At 60.5% G+C, this 25,250-nt stretch carries 24 protein-coding genes; 22 read left to right on the top strand and 2 right to left on the bottom strand.

What is annotated here, in order from left to right; all coding sequences use genetic code 11:
- Positions 1-54: 54 nt before the first annotated feature.
- From ABL914_RS00915 to ABL914_RS00830, 18 genes are all read left to right on the top strand, one after another.
- Positions 55-1,260 carry an NADH-quinone oxidoreductase subunit D gene (locus tag ABL914_RS00915; protein WP_391561284.1) on the top strand — a complete coding sequence of 402 codons (1,206 nt, stop codon included), beginning with the start codon at positions 55-57 and terminating at the stop codon, positions 1,258-1,260.
- The gene (locus ABL914_RS00910; RefSeq protein ID WP_391561257.1) at positions 1,257-1,637 is read left to right on the top strand and encodes a hypothetical protein; all 381 of its coding nucleotides are present in this window, start codon (positions 1,257-1,259) and stop codon (positions 1,635-1,637) included. Before ABL914_RS00915 ends, ABL914_RS00910 begins: the two co-directional genes overlap by 4 nt.
- Positions 1,637-2,305, top strand: a complete 669-nt coding sequence (locus tag ABL914_RS00905) for a complex I 24 kDa subunit family protein (protein WP_391561256.1) — start codon at positions 1,637-1,639, stop codon at positions 2,303-2,305. The genes ABL914_RS00910 and ABL914_RS00905 overlap by 1 nt, the downstream gene beginning before the upstream one ends.
- Positions 2,306-2,495: 190 nt before the next feature.
- Complete coding sequence (nuoF, locus tag ABL914_RS00900; RefSeq protein WP_391561255.1) at positions 2,496-3,782, top strand: NADH-quinone oxidoreductase subunit NuoF; 1,287 nt, start codon at positions 2,496-2,498, stop codon at positions 3,780-3,782.
- Positions 3,779-4,525, top strand: a complete 747-nt coding sequence (locus ABL914_RS00895) for a hypothetical protein (protein ID WP_391561254.1) — start codon at positions 3,779-3,781, stop codon at positions 4,523-4,525. The genes nuoF and ABL914_RS00895 overlap by 4 nt, the downstream gene beginning before the upstream one ends.
- On the top strand, positions 4,525-6,528 hold the full coding sequence (gene nuoG / locus ABL914_RS00890; RefSeq protein ID WP_391561253.1) for an NADH-quinone oxidoreductase subunit NuoG: 2,004 nt from the start codon (positions 4,525-4,527) through the stop codon (positions 6,526-6,528). The genes ABL914_RS00895 and nuoG overlap by 1 nt, the downstream gene beginning before the upstream one ends.
- Positions 6,529-6,726: 198 nt before the next feature.
- Positions 6,727-7,773, top strand: a complete 1,047-nt coding sequence (gene nuoH, locus ABL914_RS00885; protein WP_391561252.1) for an NADH-quinone oxidoreductase subunit NuoH — start codon at positions 6,727-6,729, stop codon at positions 7,771-7,773.
- The gene (locus ABL914_RS00880; protein WP_391561251.1) at positions 7,770-8,282 is read left to right on the top strand and encodes a DUF1643 domain-containing protein; all 513 of its coding nucleotides are present in this window, start codon (positions 7,770-7,772) and stop codon (positions 8,280-8,282) included. The genes nuoH and ABL914_RS00880 overlap by 4 nt, the downstream gene beginning before the upstream one ends.
- Positions 8,279-8,764 (top strand): NADH-quinone oxidoreductase subunit NuoI, encoded by a 486-nt coding sequence (gene nuoI / locus ABL914_RS00875; RefSeq protein ID WP_391561250.1) that lies wholly within the window; start codon positions 8,279-8,281, stop codon positions 8,762-8,764. Before ABL914_RS00880 ends, nuoI begins: the two co-directional genes overlap by 4 nt.
- 153 nt (positions 8,765-8,917) lie before the next feature.
- The gene (locus tag ABL914_RS00870; protein ID WP_391561249.1) at positions 8,918-9,535 is read left to right on the top strand and encodes an NADH-quinone oxidoreductase subunit J; all 618 of its coding nucleotides are present in this window, start codon (positions 8,918-8,920) and stop codon (positions 9,533-9,535) included.
- 19 nt (positions 9,536-9,554) lie between these two features.
- The gene (gene nuoK / locus ABL914_RS00865; protein ID WP_391561283.1) at positions 9,555-9,857 is read left to right on the top strand and encodes an NADH-quinone oxidoreductase subunit NuoK; all 303 of its coding nucleotides are present in this window, start codon (positions 9,555-9,557) and stop codon (positions 9,855-9,857) included.
- Positions 9,858-9,864: 7 nt separating this feature from the next.
- Positions 9,865-11,877, top strand: a complete 2,013-nt coding sequence (gene nuoL, locus ABL914_RS00860) for an NADH-quinone oxidoreductase subunit L (protein WP_391561248.1) — start codon at positions 9,865-9,867, stop codon at positions 11,875-11,877.
- A 1-nt stretch (position 11,878) separates the two neighbouring features.
- Entirely contained in the window at positions 11,879-13,408 is a 1,530-nt protein-coding gene (locus ABL914_RS00855) for an NADH-quinone oxidoreductase subunit M (protein WP_391561247.1), read from the top strand.
- Positions 13,408-14,874, top strand: coding sequence for an NADH-quinone oxidoreductase subunit NuoN (gene nuoN / locus ABL914_RS00850; RefSeq protein WP_391561246.1), 1,467 nt, complete (start codon positions 13,408-13,410; stop codon positions 14,872-14,874). Before ABL914_RS00855 ends, nuoN begins: the two co-directional genes overlap by 1 nt.
- Positions 14,871-15,587: a biotin--[acetyl-CoA-carboxylase] ligase gene (locus ABL914_RS00845; RefSeq protein ID WP_391561245.1), complete on the top strand. Its 717-nt coding sequence runs from the start codon at positions 14,871-14,873 to the stop codon at positions 15,585-15,587. Before nuoN ends, ABL914_RS00845 begins: the two co-directional genes overlap by 4 nt.
- A 10-nt stretch (positions 15,588-15,597) precedes the next feature.
- Entirely contained in the window at positions 15,598-16,383 is a 786-nt protein-coding gene (locus ABL914_RS00840) for a type III pantothenate kinase (protein ID WP_391561244.1), read from the top strand.
- Positions 16,380-18,014, top strand: coding sequence for a ribonuclease J (locus ABL914_RS00835; protein WP_391561243.1), 1,635 nt, complete (start codon positions 16,380-16,382; stop codon positions 18,012-18,014). Before ABL914_RS00840 ends, ABL914_RS00835 begins: the two co-directional genes overlap by 4 nt.
- Positions 18,015-18,024: 10 nt before the next feature.
- A complete protein-coding gene (locus ABL914_RS00830) occupies positions 18,025-18,294 on the top strand; it encodes a DUF1467 family protein (protein ID WP_391561242.1) in 270 nt (89 codons plus the stop codon).
- Positions 18,295-18,338: 44 nt separating this feature from the next.
- On the opposite strand, the gene ABL914_RS00825 is transcribed toward ABL914_RS00830, so the two are convergent.
- Positions 18,339-20,951, bottom strand: a complete 2,613-nt coding sequence (locus tag ABL914_RS00825; protein ID WP_391561241.1) for an ATPase — start codon at positions 20,949-20,951, stop codon at positions 18,339-18,341.
- A 69-nt stretch (positions 20,952-21,020) separates the two neighbouring features.
- On the opposite strand from ABL914_RS00825, the gene ABL914_RS00820 reads away from it, so the two are divergent.
- From ABL914_RS00820 to ABL914_RS00805, 4 genes are all read left to right on the top strand, one after another.
- Positions 21,021-21,323, top strand: a complete 303-nt coding sequence (locus tag ABL914_RS00820) for an Hpt domain-containing protein (protein WP_391561240.1) — start codon at positions 21,021-21,023, stop codon at positions 21,321-21,323.
- A 147-nt stretch (positions 21,324-21,470) separates the two neighbouring features.
- The gene (locus ABL914_RS00815; protein ID WP_391561239.1) at positions 21,471-22,628 is read left to right on the top strand and encodes a hypothetical protein; all 1,158 of its coding nucleotides are present in this window, start codon (positions 21,471-21,473) and stop codon (positions 22,626-22,628) included.
- Between the two features lie 23 nt (positions 22,629-22,651).
- A complete protein-coding gene (locus ABL914_RS00810) occupies positions 22,652-23,620 on the top strand; it encodes a hypothetical protein (protein ID WP_391561238.1) in 969 nt (322 codons plus the stop codon).
- 6 nt (positions 23,621-23,626) lie between these two features.
- Positions 23,627-25,042 carry a sensor histidine kinase gene (locus tag ABL914_RS00805; protein ID WP_391561237.1) on the top strand — a complete coding sequence of 472 codons (1,416 nt, stop codon included), beginning with the start codon at positions 23,627-23,629 and terminating at the stop codon, positions 25,040-25,042.
- On the opposite strand, the gene ABL914_RS00800 is transcribed toward ABL914_RS00805, so the two are convergent.
- On the bottom strand, positions 25,010-25,225 hold the full coding sequence (locus ABL914_RS00800) for a hypothetical protein (protein WP_391561236.1): 216 nt from the start codon (positions 25,223-25,225) through the stop codon (positions 25,010-25,012). The genes ABL914_RS00805 and ABL914_RS00800 overlap by 33 nt on opposite strands.
- Positions 25,226-25,250: the final 25 nt, after the last annotated feature.

Below are 25,250 nucleotides of genomic sequence, written 5' to 3'. Positions count from 1 at the left end.
CCTGAACCGAGTTCAGGGTGGCGGAGCTTGTGTGTTGGGAGGCCTTTTGTGACCATGCAACTTGACCAAGCCCCCACCACCGGCGACGAGGTTATCACCAATTACACGATCAATTTCGGCCCGCAGCATCCGGCCGCGCACGGTGTGCTGCGGATGGTGATGGAGCTGGACGGCGAGATTATCGAGCGGATCGATTGCCACGTCGGCCTGCTGCACCGCGGCACCGAAAAGCTGATTGAACACAAGACCTACCTCCAGGCGCTGCCATACTTTGACCGGCTCGATTATTGCAGCCCGCTGGCGATGGAGCACAGCTACGTCCTCGCGATCGAAAAGCTGCTCAATCTCGAAGTGCCGATCCGCGGACAATACCTGCGCGTGCTGTTCGCCGAGCTGACCCGGATCTGCAACCACATGCTCAACATGGGCAGCCATGTGATGGACGTGGGCGCGATGACGCCCAACCTGTGGCTGTTCGAGATTCGCGAGGATTGCCTCAACTTCTTCGAACGCGCGAGCGGTGCCCGCATGCACAGCGCGTGGTTCCGCCCCGGCGGGGTGCATCAGGACGTGCCGCAAAAGCTGCTCGATGATCTGGGCGTCTGGCTCGATGACCGGCTGCCGCGCTTGTTTGATGATGCGATGAGCCTGGTGGTGGACAACCGCATCTTCAAGCAGCGCAATGTCGATATCGCGCATGTCAGCAAGGAAGACGCGCTGGCCTGGGGCTTTTCCGGCCCGATGATCCGCGCTGCCGGCATTGCGTGGGATCTGCGCAAAAGTCAGCCCTATGATGTTTATGACCGGATGGAGTTTGAGATTCCGGTCGGCACGCGCTCGGATTGCTATGACCGGTTCATGGTCCGGGTTGAGGAAGTGCGCCAGTCAGCCAAGATCATGAAGCAGTGCCTGCGCGACATGCCGCAGGGTCCGGTCTGCTCGGACGACCGCAAGATTTCTCCGCCCAAGCGCGGTGAGATGAAGCAGTCGATGGAATCGCTGATCAGCCACTTCAAGCTCTACACCGAAGGCTTCCACGTGCCGGCCGGCGAAGTCTATGTCGCAACCGAAAGCCCCAAGGGCGAATTCGGCGTCTATCTGGTTAGTGACGGCAGCAACAAACCCTACCGCTGCAAGATCCGCCCCACGGCGTTCAGCCACCTGCAAGCGATGGACTTCATGTGCAAGGGCCACATGCTGCCGGATGCGACCGCGATTCTGGGCGCGATCGACGTGGTGTTCGGGGAGTGTGACCGGTGAGGGCGATTGCAATAGCGCTTTCTTCGATGCTCTTGCTTGGTGCAGGTTTCCCAGCATCGAAATATGTTGTGGCCGCCTCTTTCACTTCCGCGTTGGTTAAGAACGATCTGAAGACCGCGCGGACTTTTTTGGTGGCCAAGCCAAAACTTCTCGACTGGACGGGAAGTCATGGCACACTGCAGGAGCTTGCTACTTGGATGCAAACTTGCCCAATCTCGAGCATTGAGGGGAACAAAGACCTCAATATCAATGTCTATCTTGAATGCCCGGATGAACGGCACGGTATGTCTTTGCATTTCACCGGAAACAAAATCCGCGAGGTTGGGTTTGGCCCACCGCCGCCAAGAATCAACCTAACTCCTGCTGGTAGCAACTAATGGCTGACCGTCATCTCGAACCCGATACCCCCGAACTGCGCACGCGGTGGGGCCAGTTCGCCTGGACCAAAGACAACGCCAAGCAGGCGAAGGTTATCGTCGCGCGTTATCCCGCAGGTCGCCAGCGCTCGGCGGTGATGCCGTTGCTGGATCTGGCGCAGCGTCAGGTGGGCGCGGAAACCAATACGCAGGGCTGGCTGCCGATCCCGGTGATGGAATATGTCGCAGGCTATCTCGACATGCCGATCATCCGCGTGGTTGAGGTGGCGAGCTTCTACACCATGTACAATCTGGTCCCGGTCGGCCGGTTCCACGTCCAGGTCTGCGGGACCACGCCGTGCATGCTGCGCGGGTCTGATGATATCATGGCCGCCTGCAAGAAGCGCGGCATGCATAAGGGCCACACCACCGCCGATGGGCTGTGGACGCTGACTGAGGTCGAATGCATGGGCAACTGCGCCAGCGCCCCGATGGTCCAGATCAACGATGATAACTACGAAGACCTGACCGCTGACCGGGTTGATGCGGTGCTTGATGCACTGGCCGCGGGCAAAAGCCCCAAGGCCGGAACACAAGAGCCGGGCCGCCACACGGTTGAGCCGGTGGGCGGGCCGACGACGCTGAAGGCAATGGCCAAGGCCAACCACGATTACCGGGGGGATTGGTGATGAACTACCCATCCTTAAGCCCCGTCCGTCACCCTGAACTTGTTTCAGGGTCCATCGTGGTTCTCAACCGGTGGGGTCAGGCAAGAGCAAACCGGGCAGCTGGCTCATTTTCTGCAGCCACCGGGCCAATGGCGAAATGGACCCTGAAACAAGTTCAGGGTGACGAGATTTTGTTGTGTGGGGGTGAGTCGTGAGCCTCCAAGACAAAGACCGCATCTTCACCAACCTCTACGGCTATCAACCGTGGACGCTGGCCGCCGCGCGCAAGCGGGGCGATTGGGATAATACCAAGGCGATCCTGACGCGCGGCCGCGATGGGATCATTGAGGAGATGAAGGCCAGCGGCTTGCGCGGGCGCGGCGGGGCCGGGTTTCCCACGGGCCTCAAATGGTCATTCATGCCCAAGGAGCCCAACCCGGCGCGGCCCGGCTTCCTGGTGATCAATGCCGACGAGTCTGAACCCGGCAGCTGCAAGGACCGTGAAATCCTGCGCCACGATCCGCACAAGCTGATCGAAGGCGCGCTGGTCGCCGGTTTCGCAATGGGCGCGCGCGCCGCCTATATCTACATCCGCGGCGAGTACATCCGCGAAGCCGAGACGATGTTCGCGGCCGTGCAGGAAGCCTATGACGCCGGACTGATCGGCAAGAACGCCTGCAAGAGCGGCTACGATTTCGACGTCTTCGTCCACCGCGGCGCGGGCGCCTATATCTGCGGCGAAGAGACCGCGATGATCGAAAGCCTGGAAGGCAAGAAGGGCCAGCCGCGCCTCAAGCCGCCGTTCCCGGCCGGCGCCGGGCTCTATGGCTGCCCGACCACGGTCAACAACGTTGAGTCCATTGCCGTCGCCCCCACGATCTTGCGGCGCGGGGCCACCTGGTTTTCCAGCTTTGGCCGCGATAACAACAAGGGCACCAAGCTGTTCCAGATTTCGGGTCATGTTGAAAAGCCCTGCGTGGTTGAGGAAGCGATGAGCATTCCGTTCCGCGAACTGATCGAAAAGCACTGCGGCGGCATTCGCGGCGGGTGGGACAACCTGCTCGCGGTGATCCCCGGCGGCTCGTCGGTGCCGCTGGTTCCCGGCTCGATGTGCCCGGACATGCCGATGGACTTCGATGGCTGCAAGGAGGCTGGCTCAGGCCTTGGCACCGCCGCCGTGATCGTGATGGACAAGAGCACCGACATCGTCCGCGCGATCAGCCGCCTCAGCCACTTCTACATGCACGAATCATGCGGCCAGTGCACCCCATGCCGCGAAGGCACTGGCTGGATGTACCGCGTGATGGAACGCCTGCGCACCGGCGATGCTGACATTGAAGAAATCGACATGCTGTGGAACGTCACCAAGCAAGTCGAAGGCCATACCATCTGCGCCCTGGGCGATGCGGCCGCCTGGCCGATCCAGGGCCTGATCCGCCACTTCCGGCCCGAGCTGGAAGCGCGAATTGCTGGGCATATGCGGGAGGCGGCGGAGTGAGGCTTGGTCTTGCGCCTATTCTTGCGCTCGGCATGCTCTCATCGGCGGCCAACGCGCAATACGAAACCCGTTCCGGCTCGCAGCAGGAACTGCGCGAATACACCGGCGAATATGCGAGGTGCATGGTCTTGTTCCAGCACGTTGAAGCGCGGAAATTGGTGCTTTCCAATACTCCCAACGACCGCTTGGAGCATAACTTTGGCTCGATTTACACGACCAAGCCGCTAGCGCATGTCATGGGTTGTGACGGGCTGGTAATTCGTGACGGACATGCTTTCGTCATACAGCCTGACATTTTCCGTGCGCTTCTCGCTCAGGAACTCGTGATCGCGGATTTGAGGACCGCCGAAACCGGCAATTTCGTGAACCGCGCTCCGCTGACGCATTGGCAGCCGGTCTCGCTGGCGGAGTTTTCAGCGAAGCGTCCTTCGCCGTCGGACCCAACGCGCCGGCTGACGGTTGAACAAGCATATGCCGAAGAGTTGGGCAGAACGTGGCTGTCGCACTATGGCGAATGCATCGTGCGCGGAAATTCCCAGGCATCTTACGACTGGATTGTCGCCAAGAAGGGCTCGGTCGCTGAGAAAGGCGCGTTGACCGCGCTGCAACCCGTTTTCGCCTCGTGCCTTGTTCAAGGCGAGACTTTGACGTTTGGCAAGACGGTGCTGCATGGCGCCATTGCGATCAACTACTACCGTTTGGCCATGGCTGCCCCGGTATCGGCTAACGGAGTGGCTAAGTAATGCCTAAAGTCACCGTAGACGGCATCGAACTCGAAGTTCCGCAGGGTGCGACGATCCTGCAGGCGTGCGAGCTGGCGGGGAAGGAAATCCCGCGCTTTTGCTACCACGAGCGCCTCAGCATCGCCGGTAATTGCCGGATGTGTCTGGTCGAAGTGGCACCGGGTCCGCCCAAGCCGCAGGCGAGCTGCGCGCTGCCGGCTGCTGAAGGCCAGGTGATCAAGACCGACAGCGAAATGGTCAAGAAGGCGCGCGAAGGGGTGATGGAGTTTCTGCTCATCAACCACCCGCTTGATTGCCCGATCTGCGATCAGGGCGGTGAGTGTGATCTGCAGGATCAGGCGGTGGCCTATGGCCGCGGCAAGAGCCGGTATGATGAGAGCAAGCGCGCTGTCACCGAAAAGTACATGGGCCCGCTGATCAAGACCACGATGACGCGGTGCATCCATTGCACCCGCTGCGTGCGGTTTAGCGAGGAAGTGGCCGGCGTGGACGAAATCGGCGCGCTCTATCGCGGCGAGAACATGCAGATCACCACCTATCTCGAAAAGGCCGCAAGCCACGAGATGAGCGCCAATGTGATCGATTTGTGCCCGGTCGGCGCGCTGACCAGCGCCCCTTATGCGTTTGAAGCGCGGCCGTGGGAGCTGAAGAAGACGCTCAGCATCGACGTGTCCGACGCTTGCGGGGCCAACATCCGGCTTGATGCGCGCGGCCGCGAAGTGCTGCGGGCACTGCCGCGCGTCAACGATGACGTGAACGAGGAATGGATTTCCGACAAGGCCCGCTTTCAGGTTGATGGGCTGGCCACCCGCCGGCTCGACAAGCCGTGGCTGCGCGTGGACGGCAAGCTGCAGGCAGCGACATGGGCTGAGGCTTTGGCCGCAGTGGCCAAGATCAATCCGGGAAAATCGGTTGCCGTTGTCGCGGGCGATCTGGTCGATTGCGAAACGATGTTCGCAGGCCGGGCGCTGGCCGGTGCACTGGGTTCCAGCCTGCTCGAAGGCCGCCAGACCGGACTTGACTATGATTGCTCGAACCTTGCCGCGGTCAATTTCAATTCGGGCCTGGCCGGGATTGAAGAGGCCGACGCGATCCTGATCGTGGGCAGCCATGTGCGCTGGGAAGCACCGCTGGTGCAGTCGCGCTTGCGCAAGGCCGCACGGCGCGGAGCCAAGGTGTTCGTGATCGGGGCAGAATGGGAAACCACCTATCCCACGACCTTCCTTGGCACCGATCTGGCCGTGATCGACAAGCTGCCTGCCGCCGCCGAAGCCGCATTCAAGGCGGCGGAGCGTCCGGCGCTGATCCTTGGCGGCGCGGCACTGGGCAAGGGCGCGCTAGCGGCCGGACTGGCATTGGCAGCCAAGTACAAGCTGGTGCGTGATGATTGGAACGGCTTTAACGTGCTGCACATGGCGGCGAGCCGGATGGGCGGACTGATGCTGGGCTATGCGCAAAAGGGCGGCATCGCCGATCTGGCCCAAGCCAAGCCCAAGATGCTGATTTCGCTGGGCGCGGACGAGGTGGACTACACCAAATTTGCGGGCTCGATGATCGTCTACATTGGCCACCACGGTGACAAGGGCGCGCATGCTGCCGATGTGATCCTGCCGGCGGCTGCCTTCAGCGAGAAGCCGGGCACTTACGTCAACACCGAAGGCCGGGTGCAGTGGGCTGACAAGGCCGTGTTTGCACCGGGCGACGCGCGTGAGGATTGGACGATCCTGCGGGCGATGGCCGACGCGCTGGGTGTTTCGGTTGGGTTTGACAGCTTTGACGCTTTGCGCGCGGCGATGACGGCGGCGGTTCCGGCGCTGGGCCACGAAGGCCTTGCGGATTACGGTCCTCTGCCAAAGGGCAAAGCCGGGGCCAAGGGCACAATCGAAGCCTACCCTATCAAGGATTTCTACCTCACCAACCCGATCGCCCGGGCCAGCGCGGTAATGCAGCGCTGCTCGGCCGAACTGCTCCACGGTGAAAGCTTCGCGGAGGCCGCGGAATGACCTTCGCCGCACCCACACATCCAACCGGCCCCGTCATCCTGAATTTGTTTCAGGATCCAACGCGCGTCCTGCCCGGTGGTCGCGGGAAGAAAGCGAGCGTGCCGCGGGGTGGGTTTGCCGCTATGCGTGCCGGAATTGCGGCACGATGGACCCTGAAACAAGTTCAGGGTGACGATGAAGGTAAGGGGGCGTCCTCCTGTGACTGAGTTCTTCCAAACCTATGGCTTGTCCTATGAGTGGTCGTGGCTCACCGCCACCATCCTTGGCATCCTCCTGATCGCGCTGCCGCTGATGCTCAGCGTTGCGATGATCATCTATGTTGATCGGAAAATCTGGGCGGCGATGGCGCTGCGGCGCGGGCCCAATGTGGTCGGTCCGTGGGGGCTGCTGCAAAGTTTTGCCGATGGGCTGAAGGTGTTCCTGCAGGAAACCATCGTGCCAAGCGCATCGAACAAGGTGCTGTTCCTGCTGGCGCCGATCATCACCTTTACCGTGGCGCTGATGGCCTGGGCGGTGATCCCGTTCAACGGACGGGCAATGCTGGCCGATATCAATGTCGGCCTGCTCTATGTCCTCGCGGTGTCGTCGCTGGGGGTTTACGGCACGGTGATCGCGGGCTGGTCGTCGAATTCGAAGTACCCGTTCTTCTCGGCCATGCGCGCTTCGGCGCAGATGATTTCCTATGAAGTTTCAATCGGGTTCATCCTGATCTGCGTGGTGATGTACGCTGGCACCTTCAACATGAACGGCATCGTGCTGGGCCAGCGCGGGCATATTTTCGGCCTGCTCAACGGCTACGGCTTCAACCCGCTGCTGTTCCCGATGGCGGTGATGTTCCTGATTTCGGGCATGGCCGAAACCGGCCGCGCGCCGTTCGATCTGACCGAAGCAGAAAGCGAACTCGTCGCAGGCTACCAGACCGAATATTCCAGCATGAGCTTCGCGCTCTACTGGCTGGGCGAATATGCCAATGTCCTCTTGATGTGCGCGCTCAACGCCACGCTGTTCTGGGGCGGGTGGCTGCCCCCGATCGAGTGGGCACCGCTCTACCTGATCCCGGGCTGGCTGTGGCTGTTCATCAAGATCTTCGTGTTTTTCTTCATCTTCTCATGGGTCAAGGCGACCGTTCCGCGCTACCGTTATGACCAGCTGATGCGGCTGGGCTGGAAGGTGTTCCTGCCGGTTTCGCTGGGCTTTGTGGTGCTAGTGAGCGGCTGGCTGATGTGGACGAGGGTTGGGGTATGAGCGTTGTCGCTGCAATGAGTGCGGTTATGAGCCCGTGCGAGACATACCGGTACCGTCTCGAACGTGATTTCGTTCAGACAGGACCAACTGTTGCGGTTTTTATGGTCAATCCATCGTGGGCCGATGCCCAGATAGATGACAACACGATTACGCGGCTAGTCGGGTTTGGAAAACGCCTTGGTTGGGGCAAACTGATAGTGGGTAACGTCTTCGCTAAACGCACGGAAGATGTGAACCAAATTGGAAAGCAAAGCCAGCAGGTTGAGGATGAGAATCTTGCTCACGTGACCCAAATAATGCGTGATGCTCAGATTCATATCGTTGCATGGGGGACACTCACCAAATTGCCGGAATACCTCCGGGAGAAATGGAGACTGATAAGCGAAACTGCCAAGAGTGAAGAGTGCAATCTCCAGTGCTTTGGAACCGTTCAGAGCGGGCACCCTCGTCACCCTGGTAGGATAAGCTACGACACACCGCTTCGGCAATGGACTGAACCAACCCCATGACCCTCCCCCAACTCATCAAATCGTTCACCTTGTGGGAGTTCGTCAAGGCGCACTGGCTGACCTTGCAGTACTTCTTCAAGCCCAAGGCGACGATCAACTATCCGTTCGAGAAGAATCCTCTCTCGCCCCGCTTCCGCGGTGAGCATGCGCTGCGGCGCTATGCCAATGGCGAGGAACGCTGCATTGCCTGCAAACTGTGCGAAGCGGTCTGCCCGGCGCAGGCGATCACGATCGAGGCCGAACCACGTGATGACGGCAGCCGCCGCACCACGCGCTATGATATCGATATGACCAAATGCATCTTCTGCGGCTTTTGCCAGGAAGCCTGCCCGGTCGATGCGATCGTCGAGGGGCCGAACTTCGAATACGCGACCGAAACGCGCGAAGAACTGCTCTATGACAAAGCCAAACTGCTGGCCAACGGGGACAAGTGGGAGCGGGCGATTGCCGCGAACCTTGAAGCCGATGCGCCGTATCGTTAGGGGCCGCGCGATGAACCGGGGTTCGCTCATTCCAAACCAGCTCGTCATTCTCGCGAAGGCGGGGACCCGGTGTTGGTCCGCCCTTGGTTCCCGCCTGCGCGGGAATGACGAGGGTGGTTTTGGTATGGTTCCGCTGAACGCAAGGTGCGCCGCATGATTACCGCTCTCGCATTCTACCTCTTCGCCAGCCTCACCGTCCTGTCTGGCGGAGCGACGATCCTGGCCCGCAATCCGGTGCATTCGGTGTTGTGGTTGATCTGCGCGTTCTTCAACGCGGCGGGATTGATGATCTTGCTGGGCGCAGAGTTCATCGCGATGTTGCTGGTGATCGTTTATGTTGGCGCGGTGGCGGTGCTGTTCCTGTTCGTGGTGATGATGCTCAACGTCGATTTCGCCGAAATGCGCGCCGGGTTCATCAAGAACTTCCCGCTCGGGCTGTTGCTGGCGGCGGTGTTGCTGGGTGAAATCGTGATCGGGCTGGGGGCGATTGGCCAAGGCGGGATCACGCTGGGTGTAGCCGACGGCAGCGCCGCGCCAGTGGCCGGGCAAAGCAACATCGAAGCGATCGGGATGCTGCTTTACGGCAAGTATCTGTTCCTGTTTGAAGCGGCTGGCATCATCTTGCTGGTTGCGCTGGTCGGCGCGATTGTGCTGACCCACCGCAAACGCGGCGGTGTGCGCGCCCAATCAGTGCCCCGCCAGAACGCTCGCCGGCCGGATGAGGCTACGGTCAATGTTTCCCCGGAAGTTGGCGCTGGGGTGAAGTTATGAGGGGGGTCCAGCTGTGACCATCGGCATCGAACACTATATCACGGTCAGCTCGATCCTGTTCGTGCTGGGCGTGCTGGGGATCTTCCTCAATCGCAAGAACGTGATCGTCATCCTGATGGCTATCGAGCTGATCCTGCTGGCGGTGAATATCAATCTGGTCGCGTTCAGCGCGTTTCTGAATGATCTGACCGGGCAGATCTTCGCGATGTTCGTGCTGACGGTGGCGGCAGGCGAAGCCGCGATCGGCCTTGCCATTCTGGTGCTCTATTTCCGTGACCGCGGCACTATCGCGGTTGACGATGTCAGCCATCTGAAGGGGTGATGCGAACGTGACTTCCATCCACCTCATAGTCTTCCTGCCGTTGCTGGCCGCGATTTTCGGCGGGCTGGGCAACCGGGCGCTTGGCAATACTGCGGTCAAGGCGATCACAACCGGATCGCTGTTTATCGCCTGCGCGCTCAGCTGGCCGATTTTCATCAGTTTCGTGGGCGGGCACGGCGAACCGCAAGTGGTGCAGGTATTACACTGGGTACAATCGGGCAGCCTGACATTCGATTGGGCGCTGCGTGTCGATACGCTGACCGCGGTGATGCTGGTGGTGGTGACCACCGTATCGGCCTTGGTTCACCTTTATTCCTGGGGCTACATGGATGAAGACCCCGATCAGCCGCGGTTCTTTGCCTATCTCAGCCTGTTCACCTTTGCCATGCTGATGCTGGTGACGGCCGATAATCTGGTCCAGATGTTCTTTGGCTGGGAAGGGGTCGGGCTCGCCTCGTACCTCCTTATCGGGTTCTGGTTCAAAAAGCCCAGTGCCAGTGCGGCTGCGATCAAGGCTTTCGTGGTCAACCGGGTTGGCGATCTTGGCTTCATGCTGGGCATCTTTGGCGTGTTTCTGGTGTTCAACACCGTTTCGATCCCCGAAATCCTGGTTCGTGCACCCAGCATGGCGGGATCGACGATCCACTTTTTGGGCACCCAGTGGGATACGATGACGATCCTGTGCATCTTGCTGTTCATCGGCGCGATGGGCAAATCGGCGCAGCTTGGCCTGCACACCTGGCTGCCTGATGCGATGGAAGGGCCAACGCCGGTTTCTGCGCTGATCCATGCCGCCACGATGGTGACTGCGGGCGTGTTCATGGTCTGCCGCCTTTCGCCGCTGTTCGCCACAAGCGAAACGGCGATGGCCGTGGTGACCTATGTGGGCGCTGCAACCCTGTTCTTCGCCGCAACGATTGGCACCACCCAGTGGGATATCAAGCGGGTGATTGCCTATTCAACCTGCTCGCAGCTGGGCTATATGTTTGTCGCCGCAGGCGTTGGCGCACCGGGCGCGGCGATGTTCCACCTGTTCACCCACGCCTTCTTCAAGGCGCTGCTGTTCCTGGGTGCGGGCAGCGTGATCCACGCGATGCATCACGAACAGGACATGCGGTTCTACGGAGCCTTGCGAAAGCATATTCCGCTGACGTTCTGGGCGATGATGGCGGGCACGCTGGCGATCACTGGCGTCGGGATTGTCGATGTGTTCGGCTTTGCCGGGTTCTATTCCAAGGATTCGATCCTTGAAGCGGCATATGGAGCGCATACCGCCAGCGGCAGCTTGGGCTTCTGGCTGGGGATTACCGCAGCGCTGCTGACCAGCTTCTATTCCTGGCGGCTGATGTTCCTGACCTTCTACGGCAAGCCGCGCTGGGACCAGTCTGAGCACATCCAGCATGCGGTGCATCACGATCATCACGGCCACGCCAAGCATGATGATGGCACCGCCGGATATCACCCGCATGAAAGCCCGCTGGCAATGCTGATCCCGCTTGGCGTGCTGAGCCTGGGTGCGATCATCGCCGGGTTCCTGTTCCATCACGAATTCATCAGCGCGGGCGATGGCCATTTCTGGCGCGGCAGTGTGGCCTTCAGCGAAGCGCTGATCCACCACATGCACGATGTTCCGCTGTGGGTGAAATGGGCTCCGTTCGGGGTAATGATCACCGGTCTTGCGGCCGCATGGTACGCCTATATCCGGAACCCCGGCCTGCCGGCAAAGTTCGCAAACGCGATCAAGCCGGTCCACACGTTTGTCTACAACAAGTGGTTCTTCGATGAGCTGTACAACCTGATATTCGTGAAGCCGGCTTTCTGGCTGGGCCGGCAGTTCTGGAAGCTGGGCGACATCGGCCTGATCGATCGGTTTGGGCCCAATGGCTCTGCCTGGGCGATACTGATGGGCAGCCGCCTGGCAGGCAAGTTGCAGACGGGCTACCTCTATTCTTACGCGCTGGTCATGCTGCTGGGTCTGACCGCGGCGATCAGCTGGGTTTTCTGGCAGGCGGTGCATTGAGATGAATGGCTTTCCGATCCTTTCCTTGATGCTGGCCGTGCCGCTGGTGGCAGGGCTGGCCTGTTTGCTGGTTGATGCCAAGCTGGCGCGCATTCTGGCGCTGGGCGCCACGCTGATTGATCTGGCGCTGGGCGCGGTGCTGTGGTGCAACTTTGAGGTGGGCGCGGATCAGTTCCAGTTCCGTGAGCAAAGCCAGATCTTCGCCGGATTTGACTGGCGCCTTGGGATTGATGGCATTGCGCTGGTGTTGATCGAACTATCGGTCTTCCTGATGCCGATCTGCATCCTGGCCAGCCGCGCAATCGAAAAGCGCGTTGGTGAATATATGGCTGCGTTCTTGCTGATGGAAACGCTGATGATCGGCGTTTTCGCGGCGCAGGATCTCTACCTGTTCTACATCATGTTCGAAGCCGGCCTTATCCCGATGTATCTGATCATCGGTGTCTGGGGCGGGGCTGAACGAATCTATGCCAGTTACAAGTTCTTCCTCTACACCCTGCTCGGATCGGTGCTGATGCTGATCGCGATGATCTGGATGGCCAAGGAAGCCGGCACCACCGATATTTCGCAGCTGATGGCCTATGATTTCCCGGCTGAAGCGCAGTGGTGGTTATGGTTGGCGTTCTTTGCCAGCTTTGCCGTGAAGATGCCGATGTGGCCGGTTCACACCTGGCTGCCCGATGCCCACGTTCAGGCCCCAACGGCAGGTTCGGTGATCCTGGCCGGCGTGCTTTTGAAGATGGGCGGCTATGGCTTCATCCGATTCTCATTGCCGATGTTCCCGCAAGCCAGTGCCGATTTTGCCTGGCTGGTCTTCGCGCTGTCGATGGTCGCGGTGATCTATACCAGCCTGGTCGCGCTCGTGCAGGAAGACATGAAAAAGCTGATCGCCTATTCGTCTGTGGCGCACATGGCGATCGTGACTGCGGGGATGTTCGCTTTCAATACGCAAGGCCTTGAAGGATCGATCGTGGTGATGCTTAGCCACGGGCTGGTTTCTGCCGCGTTGTTCCTGTGCGTTGGCGTGATTTATGATCGGTTGCACACCCGTGAAATCAGCCGTTACGGCGGGCTTTCGATCAATATGCCCAAATACGCCTTGTTCTTCATGCTGTTCACAATGGCATCGGTCGGGCTGCCGGGCACGAGCGGCTTTGTGGGTGAATTCCTCAGCCTGGCGGGGGCCTATCAGGCTTCAAGCTGGCTGGCATTTGTAACCGGCATGGGCGTTATCCTGGGGGCGGGCTATATGCTTTATCTCTACCGCCGGATTGCCTTTGGCGATCAGCGGAACGCCGATGCGGCCGCGATGCCAGACCTTGATCTGCGTGAATGGGTGATGCTTGCGCCGATCGCTGCGGCGGTGCTGTGGATGGGGATCTATCCCGAGAGTTTCCTGGCACCGATCCGCGATGACGTGCGCTTTATCGAAGCCCGGATGGCAGCGGCGCGGCCGGTGGGCGATGCCCAGCTTCACCTGGGGCAACCAAAATCTGTGGAAGACCACGCGCAGCATAAGGAAACGCACTGATGGACTGGGCACAGTCACTGCGGATCGCCGCGCCCGAAGAATTGCTGAGCGTTGTCGGCATCATCCTGTTGGTCATTTCGGCTTGGGGGCAAGGCCGCAAGGACGCGCGCGGCATAACCTGGGTAGCGATCCTGGCGCTGTTTGTTGCGGCTGTGATGACTGCTCCGGCGCTGTGCAATGGGTCCAATGGGCCGGGCGCGCTGGCCTATAGCGGGCTGTTTTCCGGCGATGCCTTCGCCGCCTTTGCCAAATTGCTGATCTATATTTCGGCAGGCGCAGCGCTGTTGATCGCGCCAGCTTTCTTTGAAACGTACCGATCCTATCGCAGCGAATATCCGGTGCTGGTGCTGTTCGCAGTGCTGGGGATGAGCATAATGGTCTCGGCGACCAACCTGCTGACGCTTTATGTCGGGTTAGAGCTGAATTCACTCGCCGCCTATGTGCTTGCCGCGTTCCTTAAGCCGGATGAGCGTTCGGCTGAGGCGGGCCTGAAATACTTTGTGCTGGGCGCGCTGGCCAGCGGCATCCTGCTGTTCGGGATGAGCCTGACCTATGGCTTTACCGGTACCGTCAATTTCGCTGGAATTTCTGCTGCGCTGACTGGCGGGGTTTCAACCGGGGCGTTGTTCGGGATAACCTTCGTGCTGGCTGGCCTGGCGTTCAAGATCAGCGCCGTGCCGTTCCACATGTGGACCCCGGATGTCTACGAAGGCGCGCCAACGCCGGTTACCACACTGTTCGCTTCGGCCCCCAAAGTTGCAGCCTTGGCGCTGACCATGCGGGTTTCGATCGAGGCGTTTGGCAGCCAGACTGAAATGTGGCGTCAGATCGTGATTGTAGCCGCGCTGGCTTCGGCTGTGGTTGGTGCATTGGGTGCGATCGGGCAGACCAACATCAAGCGGCTGCTGGCCTATTCCTCAATCAACAATGTTGGCTTCATGCTGGTTGGCCTTGCCGCGGCGACCGTCGAAGGGGCCAGTGCAATGCTGGTCTATCTGGCGATTTATGTGCCTATGACGATCGGCGGCTTTGTGGCTGTGCTGATGCTTAGGGACAAGGACGGCAACCACCTTGAGGCAATGAGCGATCTTGCCGGGCTTTCGCGAAGCCGCCCGTTGCTGGCGCTGGGGCTGGGCTCGATCATGTTTTCAATGGCAGGAATTCCGTTTCTGTTCGGGTTCTGGGGCAAGTTTGTGGTGTTCCAGGCGGCGGTTGGCGCCGGGCTGGTCTGGCTGGCTACTGCCGCAGCTCTCGCCAGTGTGATCGGGGCATTCTATTACCTCAAGGTCGTCAAGGTGATGTACTTTGATGAGCCGGCCGGAACGGTCCAGGGTCAAAGCGATATGGCGCATGAATGGCTGCTGGCAGCCTGCGCGGTGTTTGTTTCGCCGCTGGGCTATCTGGCAACCAAGGCCCTGGCCAAGTTCACCATGACGGCCGCCATGGTGCTGTTCCCACCGGTTTGATCCAATACATCGCCACCACCGGTTCAACCAATGCCGATCTGTCAGCGCGGCTTGGCGCAGCCGAATCCATGCCTGAAGGGTATTGGCTGGTGGCTGACCGGCAAAACGCTGGCCGGGGCCGCCAGGGCCGGGTGTGGAGCGATGGTGCGGGCAATTTCATGGGCTCTACCGTGGTCCATCCCCAACCATCGGATCCCTTGCCGGCCACGCTGGCGCTGGTCGCTGGCCTGGCTGCCTATGAAGCGACCGCGCCGCTGATTCCAGCCCCTGCGCGGGCCCAGCTGAAATGGCCCAATGATCTGTTGATCGGATCAGCAAAGCTGTGCGGGATCCTGCTTGAAGCCGCCGGTTCTGCTGTGATCGTAGGGATAGGGGTTAATCTGGCGCAGGCCCCGCAAGTGGCAGGGCGTGAAACCATTGCGCTTGCGGCTTTCGGTCCGCCGCCAGACCGCGATCTGTTTGCGGCATCGCTGGCCGCGCACCTGGACCGCGAACTGGGCCGCTGGCGCCAGTTCGGGCTTGAGCCATTGTTGTGCCGCTGGTTGGCTGCGGCCCACCCTGTCGGCACGCCTTTGCAGGTCGGAGAACCGGGTGAAGCGCCTTTATCCGGATTGTTTGCCGGGTTGGCCGCAGATGGAGCCTTGCAACTGGGGCTGGCAGACGGCACGACGCGGACAATCCACGCAGGCGAAGTGCGCCTGGCCCCTAATTGAGGATCGCGCGATGCTGCTCGCCATCGACAACGGCAATACCAACGTCAAATTTGCGCTGGTTGATGATTCCGGTGAAATTGTCTGCCGCTGGCGGATTGCGACCGATCCCAAGCGGACGGCAGATGAATATGCCGTGTGGTTAAATCAGCTGCTGGAAATGGAAGGTTATTCGCGCGGGCAGGTTTCTGCGGTGGTGATCGCCACGGTGGTGCCGCGGGCACTGCACAATCTTCAGGTGCTGGCCAACAAGTACTTTTCAGTCGAAGCCTTGATCGCCGGACGCGCGCCGCTTGAATGGGGGATCGCCCTTAAGGTGGACGAGCCGCGCGCGCTGGGGGCTGACCGGGCGGTCAATGCCATTGCGGCGCAGTCGCTTGAACCGGGTGACAAGATCGTCATCAGCTTTGGCACCGCGACCACATTTGACTATATCGATGGGGAAGGGGCCTATCGCGGGGGATCGATAGCAACCGGGGTCTCGCTCTCGCTTGATGCGCTTTATGAAGCCGCCGCGATGCTGCCACGGATCGCGATCGAACCGCCGCCCAGCGCTAGCGTGATTGGCCGCGATACCGTGGGGCAGATGCAGATCGGAATTTATTGGGGCTATGTCAGCATGATCGAAGGAATGATTGGCCGGATGAAGGCTGAAATTGGCGGTCCGATCAAAGTGATTGCCACCGGCGGCCTGGCCGCGCTGTTTCAGCAGCATGCCGATCTGTTTGATCGTGTGGAACCTGATCTAACCTTGAAGGGAATTGCCTTGCTCTATGCCAACCGGGATCTGGCGGCATGAAGCCGGGTAAGGAACTGCTGTTCTGCGCGCTGGGTGGATCGGGCGAGATTGGGATGAACGTCAACCTCTATGGGGCTGACGGCAAATGGCTGATGGTTGATCTGGGGATGACCTTTGGGGCCAATGAATACCCTGGAACCGAGTTGGTCTTTGCCGATCTCGATTTCATCGAAGAGCGCCGCAAGGATCTGATCGGCATCGTGCTGACCCATGCCCATGAAGACCATATCGGTGCAGTACCCTATTTCGCGGCGGAGCTGGGTGTGCCGCTGTATGCCACGCCGTTCACCGCGCGCCTTGTGGCCGAAAAGCTGCAAGAGGCCGGGCTTTCGGGCAAGGTCACACTCAATGTGATTGACCATCTCGATCAGTTTGATCTGGGGCCGTTCGGGATCCGTTATGTGCCGCTGGCGCACTCGATTGCAGAGGGCAACGCGCTGGTGATTGAGACACCCTATGGGCGGATATTCCATACCGGCGATTGGAAGCTGGACGATGATCCACTGGTGGGCACACCTGCCACCCCGGCAGAACTGACCGCGATTGGCGATTCGGGCGTCCTGGCGCTGGTTTGCGATTCGACCAACGTTTTCAATCCCAAGCCATCTGGATCGGAAGGCGCCGTGCGTGCTGCCTTGTTAGAGGAAGTGGCCAAGCATCATGGCCGGCGGGTTCTGGTCACCACGTTTGCATCCAATGTAGCCCGGCTTGATACCTTGGGCGAGGTTGCCCGAGCAACCAACCGCAAGCTGTGTGTGGCGGGGCGATCGCTCGATCGGATCATCCGCACCGGCAAGGCCAGCGGCTATCTCAAAAACCTGCCCGATGTGATCGATTTCGATACGGCAATGGCGCTTCCGCGCGGCGAAGTTCTGATCCTGGCGACCGGCGGGCAAGGCGAGCCGCGCGCCGCATTGGCCCGCGTAACAGACAACAACCATTCGATTGCCCTGGAAGCCGGCGATGTGGTGCTGTTTTCCAGCCGTCAAATTCCCGGGAACGAGGTTTCAATCGGGCGGATCCAGAACAAGCTGGCTTCGCGCGACGTGGTGATCGTGACTGACCGGCAAAGCGATATCCACGTATCAGGACACCCTGGCCGCCCTGAACTTGAAGCGCTGTATGGCTGGATCAGGCCAGAAATTCTGGTCCCGGTTCACGGCGAAATGCGCCACATGAAAGAGCAGGGCCGGTTAGGCAAAGCTTCTGGCATCGGCAAGGTTGTGGTTCAAGGCAACGGTGATCTGGTTCGCCTGGCCCCGGGCAAGCCGGGCAAGATCGATGAAGTGCGGGCCGGGCGCCTTGTGCTGGATGGCGATATCATCACCCCGGCAGATGGCGAGGCGATTGTGATGCGCCGGCGCCTGGCGCAAAACGGCATCGTGATCGTGGTGCTTGATGGCAAGGGCAAGGTCCATGTTGAAGGGATCGGCCTGCCGCTGGATGAGGATTACGAAGACTTCGTATCTGAAGCGCAGCAGGATGTTGCGGCTGCGCTGGCCAAGCTTAAGGGCGGCCAGCGCCATGACCGTGATGTGGTGATCGAAGCCGCCCGCCTGGCCGCGCGGCGCGCCGCGCAGCGCTGGTCTGGCAAAAAGCCGCAGGTCCGCGTGATATTGCCAGAGCATTGAGGAGACCGCGATGAAATGGACCTCAATCCTGGCGATCTATTTGCTGTTCTGGGTGATGAGCGCATTTTTTGTGATGCCGATTGGCCTTCGCACGCACGACGATGAAGGGGCCGATCTGGTTCCGGGGCAGGTTAGCAGCGCCCCGGTCAATTTCAGGCCCGGGCTTGTCGCGCGGCGCGCCACCTTGCTGGCCGCGCTGTTGTTTGGACTATACTACGCAAACTACGTTTATGGATGGTTCGGCGTCGAACTGCTCGATGTAACGCGCTGGTTCGGTTAGAATCTGTTTCATTGGGCAACACCGGCCCGCAAGGGAACACGCTCTTAGCTGCGCAGCCGTTCGATCGATTGTGCCAGGGCAACATAAAGCTTGCCCATATCGGATGACAGCAACGTAACCCCCAGGGCATGGCCATCGCGGGTTGAGAGGAGCTGGCGCAGCATCGCTTCGAAATCGTGGATATAGCGGCTGACATGATCGCGAAAATCGCGGTCGGCCTCGTAAAGCTGCGCAACCGCCTTGGCCTCTGGCGTTTCCAGCAACCGCACCGCGCGGCGGGTGAAGATGCCGCGATCACCCTTCAGATAGGCCGCCCAAGCCGTATCGCTAACCTCGTGGTCCATCGCCCGGGCCAGATCGATCGCATTTGAATGGAGGCTTTCCGTGATCAGTGCCACGCGGCGGGCAAAATCGTTATCGACCTGCTCTTCGGCACGGCTGCGTGCGTGGGCAACCCGGCGTTCAAGATTGCCGGCCAGCTCATCAACCTTGCTCAGTTGATCGCGCAGCTGGACTGCGGCATCGCGGCTTGCCCCGGCAGCGCGTCCGGCGGTTTCCTCCAGATTGTCGATCACTTCAGCGGCGCGGGCGCGCATTGCTGCTTCAAGCGCGGCTCCGCCTTCGGTTCCGATCTTGGCTGCCAGAGCGGTTATCGCGGTCGCGCTCATCGTCTCGATCCCGCTAACGGCGTCACGTGCAGCGGTGTTCAGCGCTTCAATGGCGCTCGACAGTTCATTTTGGGTCTGTTCCGCCAGGGCGATGCTTTCGCCCCGAATCTGTGTGAGCGAGGCCTGAAGCGCATCAAGCCGGCGGGCTTGCTGCACTCCGTCACTTTCCAGCGCCTGTTGCAGCGCGGCGGCTTGTTCGCTCGCTTGGGCGATCCGTTGCTGGCCCGCTTCGGCCTGCCCGGCCAAAGTTTCGCTGTGGCCAACAGCTTCACTGGCTGTCTCTGCCAACAGCTTGATCCGGGCTTCGACCGCCTGCAAGCGGACTTCACCAAGCCCCAATGCATCGGGCAGGTTCTTGCTGGAATGGGTGACGCTGGCCTGGATCAGTTCAAGCAGCCGAACCGAACTGTCGGTCAGGCCGGCGATCACTGCATCGGTTCCGTTCAGCGCATCGCGGCTGGCGGTCAGCCTGCTTTCCAGCTCGGCCAGATTGCCGGTCAACTTGGCCTGAACATCCGCGCCATGGTTCCCCGCCTCTTCGATGTCGCGCGTAAAGGCGCCCAGTTGCTGTTCGATTGCTTCGCCCTGGCTTGAAAGCCGGGAGAGTTGCTGATCCTGGGCGGCATGATGGCGCCCCGCTGCGGTTTCTAGATCGGCCATTTGCGCCGCCAGCCGGGCCACGAACTCATCATGGCGGATGTCAAAATCGGCCCGGCGCTGTTCGATTTCGGCAATGAACAGCTTGTCGCGTTCGATCATCCGATTATCGACTTCAGCCGCTTCATTGTCCAATGCGGTCAGCCGGTTGCGGGCTGATTCCATCGCCTTGCGGTCTATTTCAGCCACTTGTGCGATGGCTTGGCCAAGATCCTGCTCAAGCGCACCAATCGCGGTCTTCCAGGTATCTAGCGCCCCGGTTTCGCCGTCGCGCAGCGAGCGGATCAGCGCCGCGCTTTCATCGCGAACAGAGCCAAGTCTGGCGCGCAGCGAGGTAAGGCTTTGCGCTTCATGATCGTCCAGGTCGGCTCGGGCCTGGTTCAACTCCTCGCTTAGCGCGTCTGCGCGGCTGCGGATCGCGGCCAGCGCTTCAACCTCATGGCTATCCAGTTCGCCGCGGAATTGCTCCCCGCTGCGGGTAAGCTGGGCAAACCGCTGCTCGGCAATTTGACCAAGTTGATCGGTCTGGAGCGTGAATTCGGTGATTGCCCCATCAACCGCATCCCTGAGGCTCATGATCTGCTTTTCGCTGGCCATGCCAAACTGGTTCAGCTTGTTGAAGCCGGCCACCAATTCGCCGATCTGGCCTTGCGCCGTGCGCCCGGCCGCACCGATGTTGTTGGTGACATCCTTGGCCGAGCTGGCGATCACCGGAAGTTGATTGCGCAAGCGTTCCATATTCTCAAGCGCGGCAGTGCTGACATCGGCAATTGCATCGATCCGGGTGCCGTTATCGTGAATCAGCGACGCCAATTTGTCAGCATGCTGGGAAAGGCGCTCACCCGAAACTCGGCCCAGTGAATCAATATCGCGGGCCTGTGCTGCGATGAATTCGCGGGCCAGGCTAAGCTCGCGGTTGACTGTGGATAGCCGGGTTTCAAGCCGGGCGGATTCATCGCCCAGCATCCGCGCCGCTTCGCCGAACCGCATCGCCTCGCGCCGGCTAGAGCGCATCAGCAGCATCCAGACCATCGCCAGCAGCAATACCGGAACCGACCAATCCCGGATCCATCCGGTCCACTGCGCCAGATCGGCACCTGCCTGCATTGCGGCAAGGTTTGCAATTACAAGCAGCGCGGTCCAGCCGGCAACGGCTGTGGCTGTAACCAGTCCGGCCAGCAAAAACGGCCAGCGGCGCGGGCGGGCAGGCGCATCTTCCCACCAATCCTCCGAACCCTGTTCCTGCACCTCGGCAGTCAGCACAAGTGCGTCCTCAGCCGCTTCGGCGGGTGCTTCGATTTCAACGGCGGCGATGCGTGAACCTTTGGTCATCCGTGCCGTTTACCATGTTTAGCCTGTGGATAAACCCCGGTTTAACCACTTCATACTAAAGCTGCCAAAATGGCCTATGATGTTGGAGCTCTTGACGCGACCCTATCCGCTGCTGCTGGCGAGGATGGGGCCCTGTTTGCTGAGTTGCGCGAGGTCTTTGCGGAGAGCGTGGCGCGCCAGCTGGATTTGCTGCGCCGTTCGCGCTGCGATGGCAATTGGGAGATGGCGGCGCTGCGACTAAAGGGCGTTGCGGCAAGCTTTCATGCCGAACAATTGATTGCGCTTGCCGATGAAGCGCTTGATGGCGCTCCGGGTGATCCCGCAGTGTTGCGCCGCATCCAAGGTTTTCTTGACGACTTTACAGCGGCTTGAGCCGACAGCGCGGATAGCCGGGCGCAGCGGGCTTGGCACTTTGGGAATAGACGCCTAAATCGGCCACCCTATCCCCCGAAAGTGCGGAGAAAAACACTGCGGGTCGCGCTGTTACCTATGCTTGATATTGCTGCGGAAAGCGGTGGCTTGCCGCGTGCGTTTCTGCGGATTGGCGGAACGACTGTGGCCGGCCAGCAACTTGGCGTGGCAATTGCGCTGGGGTGCGAACGGATTGTTTGCCTGGCGCCTGCGCTGACCAAGGAAATCGTTGAACTGCAGCACCGTGCCGAACAATCGGGCGCGCAGTTTCACGTGATCCCTGGTCCGCGGCCGCTGCAAGGGCTGGTTACGGCGAGTGATGAGCTGATTGCCTTTTCCGATGGCTTATTTTCATCGCGCGATCGCGCATGCAGCCTGTTGGCCGATCAGCAATCGGTTTTGGTCCAGCCAATCGAACAGGGCCTTGCTGCCGGTTTCGAACGGATTGACCTGAACCATGCGGCTGCTGGCGCCATGCGTATTCCGGGCCGCCTGGTTGAACGCTTGAGCGAACTGCCAGCCGATTGCGATGCGGTCTCATCGCTTCAGCGGATTGCTTTGCAAGCCGGGGTGCGCCAGCAGCCGATCGGAGTGATCGGGCCGGGCGGTGCGTTCTGGTCGCTGGTGCAAAGTGATAGTGATGCGCATGCGATTGAGCCGCAATGGATCCGCCAGCACAGCAGTGATCCGGCTCCATCGGGGCCAAGCCGCGCCTTGGCTATGGTTGCGGTCCGCCGGCTTGGTCCATCCATGCTGCATGCTGGCAGCGGCTCGGGAATTTTGGTTACGGCGGCGGTTTTAACCGCGCTTTTGGCATTGGGCGCGGGATGGATGGGTTTCATCGCGCTGGGCTTTGGGCTGTGCGGATTTGGCTGGATCCAGCGTGAATTCGCTGATCTACTGGCCCGGGTTGAAACTGAAAGCGCTCCTAAAAACGTAACGGCGACAGTGCTTGCGGCGTTTGGTTGGGTGATTGATGGGTTGCTGGTGGTGCTGCTTGGCTATGCCGCAAATCCGATCCACCCCATGCATGGGCTTGAGCGGTTTTTCCCGGCATTCATGCTGATCGCGTTGCTGCGAATTCTGGCCAGCGTCTATGTTGGGCGCTGGAAAAGCTGGATTGCCGATCGCGGAGTTATCGCGATTGTTTTGATGGGCGCTGTGGCCGGGCGCGTAGCTGGCGAAACGGCTCATTTGGGCGCGGCGCTTGTGGCGATCCTCATTTTGCTGGCGCTCGGCAATAAATCGCGACTAACCGGGCTTTAACCAAACCGGGCTATGGCGCGGATATGAGTGAACCTACGACCACTGTTCCTGACTATGGATCGATCGACGAAGTGTTGCGCCGCGAACTGGCGCAGGGTGATGCGCAGATCGCTTCGATTGCGCCGATCCTGCGGCATCTGCTGGCCAATGATGAGCATTCGGTTTTCGGTGATGAGATTATCGCCCGGGTCCGTGCGATGCTGGCCCACATCGCCAGCCAGTTGCTGGATGCATTGGCTGAAGCCGGCGAAGAAGATGACGAACGCAATCACGATCCAGTCCGCGTCGAAAGCCTGGTCGAAGGGCTGGCGGGGCAAGGCAGCTTTCTAACCCATGCCCATGCATTGGCGCTGGAATGGCAATTGACCGAACGCTTGCAGGCCCGGTTGGCGCTGGATCCTGTGGTTTCGCCATTGATGCAGGCCTTGATCGCATCGACCGAAGCCAATGTTTCAGCCGGGGCGATGTCGCTGTTGGCCCAACAGGCGCGATTTGCGCAATCGCAGCGCCGGATGCAACTGCCGCTGGAAGAACTCCCTGCTGATCTGTTTCATGCGGCGCTGCTGGCGCTGCGCCATCACGGCGAACTTGATGATGCGGCGCAAGCTATCGCGGCCCAGGCCGAGCAAGTTATTCGTGGGCGATACGATGAAGGCCGCAGCAGGTTGGGATTGATTACCCGGCTGGTCGCCGGGATGGGCGGCGGGGCCAGTGCGGCGCTAAGCGTGACCCACGCCGGAGCGGGAATTTTCCTGACCGCGCTGTCTATGGCATCAGGGCAAGACCGCGATCTGGCGGTGCTCGCCACCAATGAATCGCAAGTTGCCCGGTTTGCCCTGGCGCTGCGGGCGTCGGGTCTCAAGCCGCAATCAATCGAGGAACAGTTCGTCGCGCTTCACCCTGAAGTGGAATTGCCGCAAGGGTTCGATCAGCTTGGGGCTGATCGTGCCGCAGCCATGCTGGCGCATTCCGCGGCCTATCCGGGCGGCTGACGTGTGATGGCACACAACGCTTCCGAACAGATCGATGCGCGCAGTGATTCGGCCGATCGCCTGACCGAAGCTGCTGAGCCGCTGACCGGTTTGCAGCGGGCCTGCGGCGGGGAGATTCCTGGGGAAATTGCCATTCCTGCTTTGCGCGATCTGGTGGCGAAATCCCGCCAGTTCGGGCTCAAATTGGCCCGATCGATCAAAGCCAACGACGGCCGCGATGCGATCACGGCCTGGCTTGAGGTAACCCCGGCCAGCGATGGCGGCTGCACAATCCGCGTCAATTCATGGGCCACCAGCCCGCTTGCGGTTGACGATCCGCGCGAAGTGGCCGCGCACCGTGCCGCGATTGAGCGCAACCTTGCGGAATTGACCGCAACGCTCGATCCTCGGCAGCGGGTGCTGGGTGTCAGCACCAACGCGGCCGATCTTGCCGGGCTGGCCGCAGCGATGCAGCAGGGGCTGCATCAGCCCTGGACCGATTTTGTCGAAATTGAAGGCAGCGGCTTTGAACAACCGATGCATTGGCGGCTGCTTGATGGTGCGGCGATCACCATTGCTGGATCAACCCGCAAATGGCGTGCGGCGCTGTTGCCCAGCGAAGTGCCGGGCGGGGATCCGGCAGGCTTTGAATTGTGCCTGACCGCCGATGCACCACTTGCCCCGCCGCTGCCCAAGGCTGATCCGAATGCGTTGGTGATGCCCAGCAATGAACCTGGCTTGGTCGGCCGTGATATCGCGCCGGTACTGCGTCAACCAATTGCCCGGATCATCGCCAACGCCGAAACCATTCGCAATCGGATGGCTGGGCCGCTGGCCGATGAATACAGCCAGTATGCTGCCGATATCGCGGCGGCCGGCCAGCATCTGCTCGCATTGGTGGAGGATCTGACCGATCTTGAGGTGGTTGAAGCCGATGAATTCAACACCGCACCTGACCGGATCGATCTTGCCGACGTAGCGCGCCGCGCCGCCGGGATCCTGGGCGTCCGGGCGCAAGAGCGCGGCATTACGATTGATGCGCCCAAGCTTGGAGAGCATCTGCCGGCGATCGCGGAATTCCGGCGGGTGCTGCAAATATTGCTCAACCTTGTTGGCAATGCAATCCGCTATGCGCCTGATAATTCGCAAGTCTGGATCAGGCTGGAGGATGCTGGCGCGCGCGCCAATCTGATCGTGGCTGATCAAGGGCCAGGGCTTAACGCAGACCAGCAAGCCAAGGTGTTCGAGAAATTCGAACGCCTTGGCCGGAGCGGGGAAGACGGCGGATCGGGCCTTGGGCTCTATATCTCGCGCCGTCTGGCCCGCGCGATGAGCGGTGATCTTACCGTGGAAAGCGCGTCCGGTCAGGGCGCCAGGTTTGTGCTTGATCTGCCCGCTGATTTGTTGGCTTCAGCGCCGACTACCGCGCAAAACCCAGATTAATCCGGCCCCGATAGCGGCCCAGATAGACCCGTAAAGCGTCCAGGCCCGATCAGCCAGCATGAAGCTTTCCGCCGGCCACATGATGATACCCAGGCCTTGCAAAGCCCAGAAAATCCCCGAAAATACCATCAGTCCGCCCAGTACCATGTACAAGGCGCGCAGCAGATTGCGCAGGCTTTCCATCATTCTCTCCCCTTGGTTATAGGGG

Source organism: Novosphingobium sp. (assembly GCF_040079535.1).
Classification (GTDB): domain Bacteria; phylum Pseudomonadota; class Alphaproteobacteria; order Sphingomonadales; family Sphingomonadaceae; genus Novosphingobium.
The sequence above is the reverse complement of the archived record's forward strand: the minus strand, read 5'-3'. Positions and strand labels throughout refer to the sequence as shown.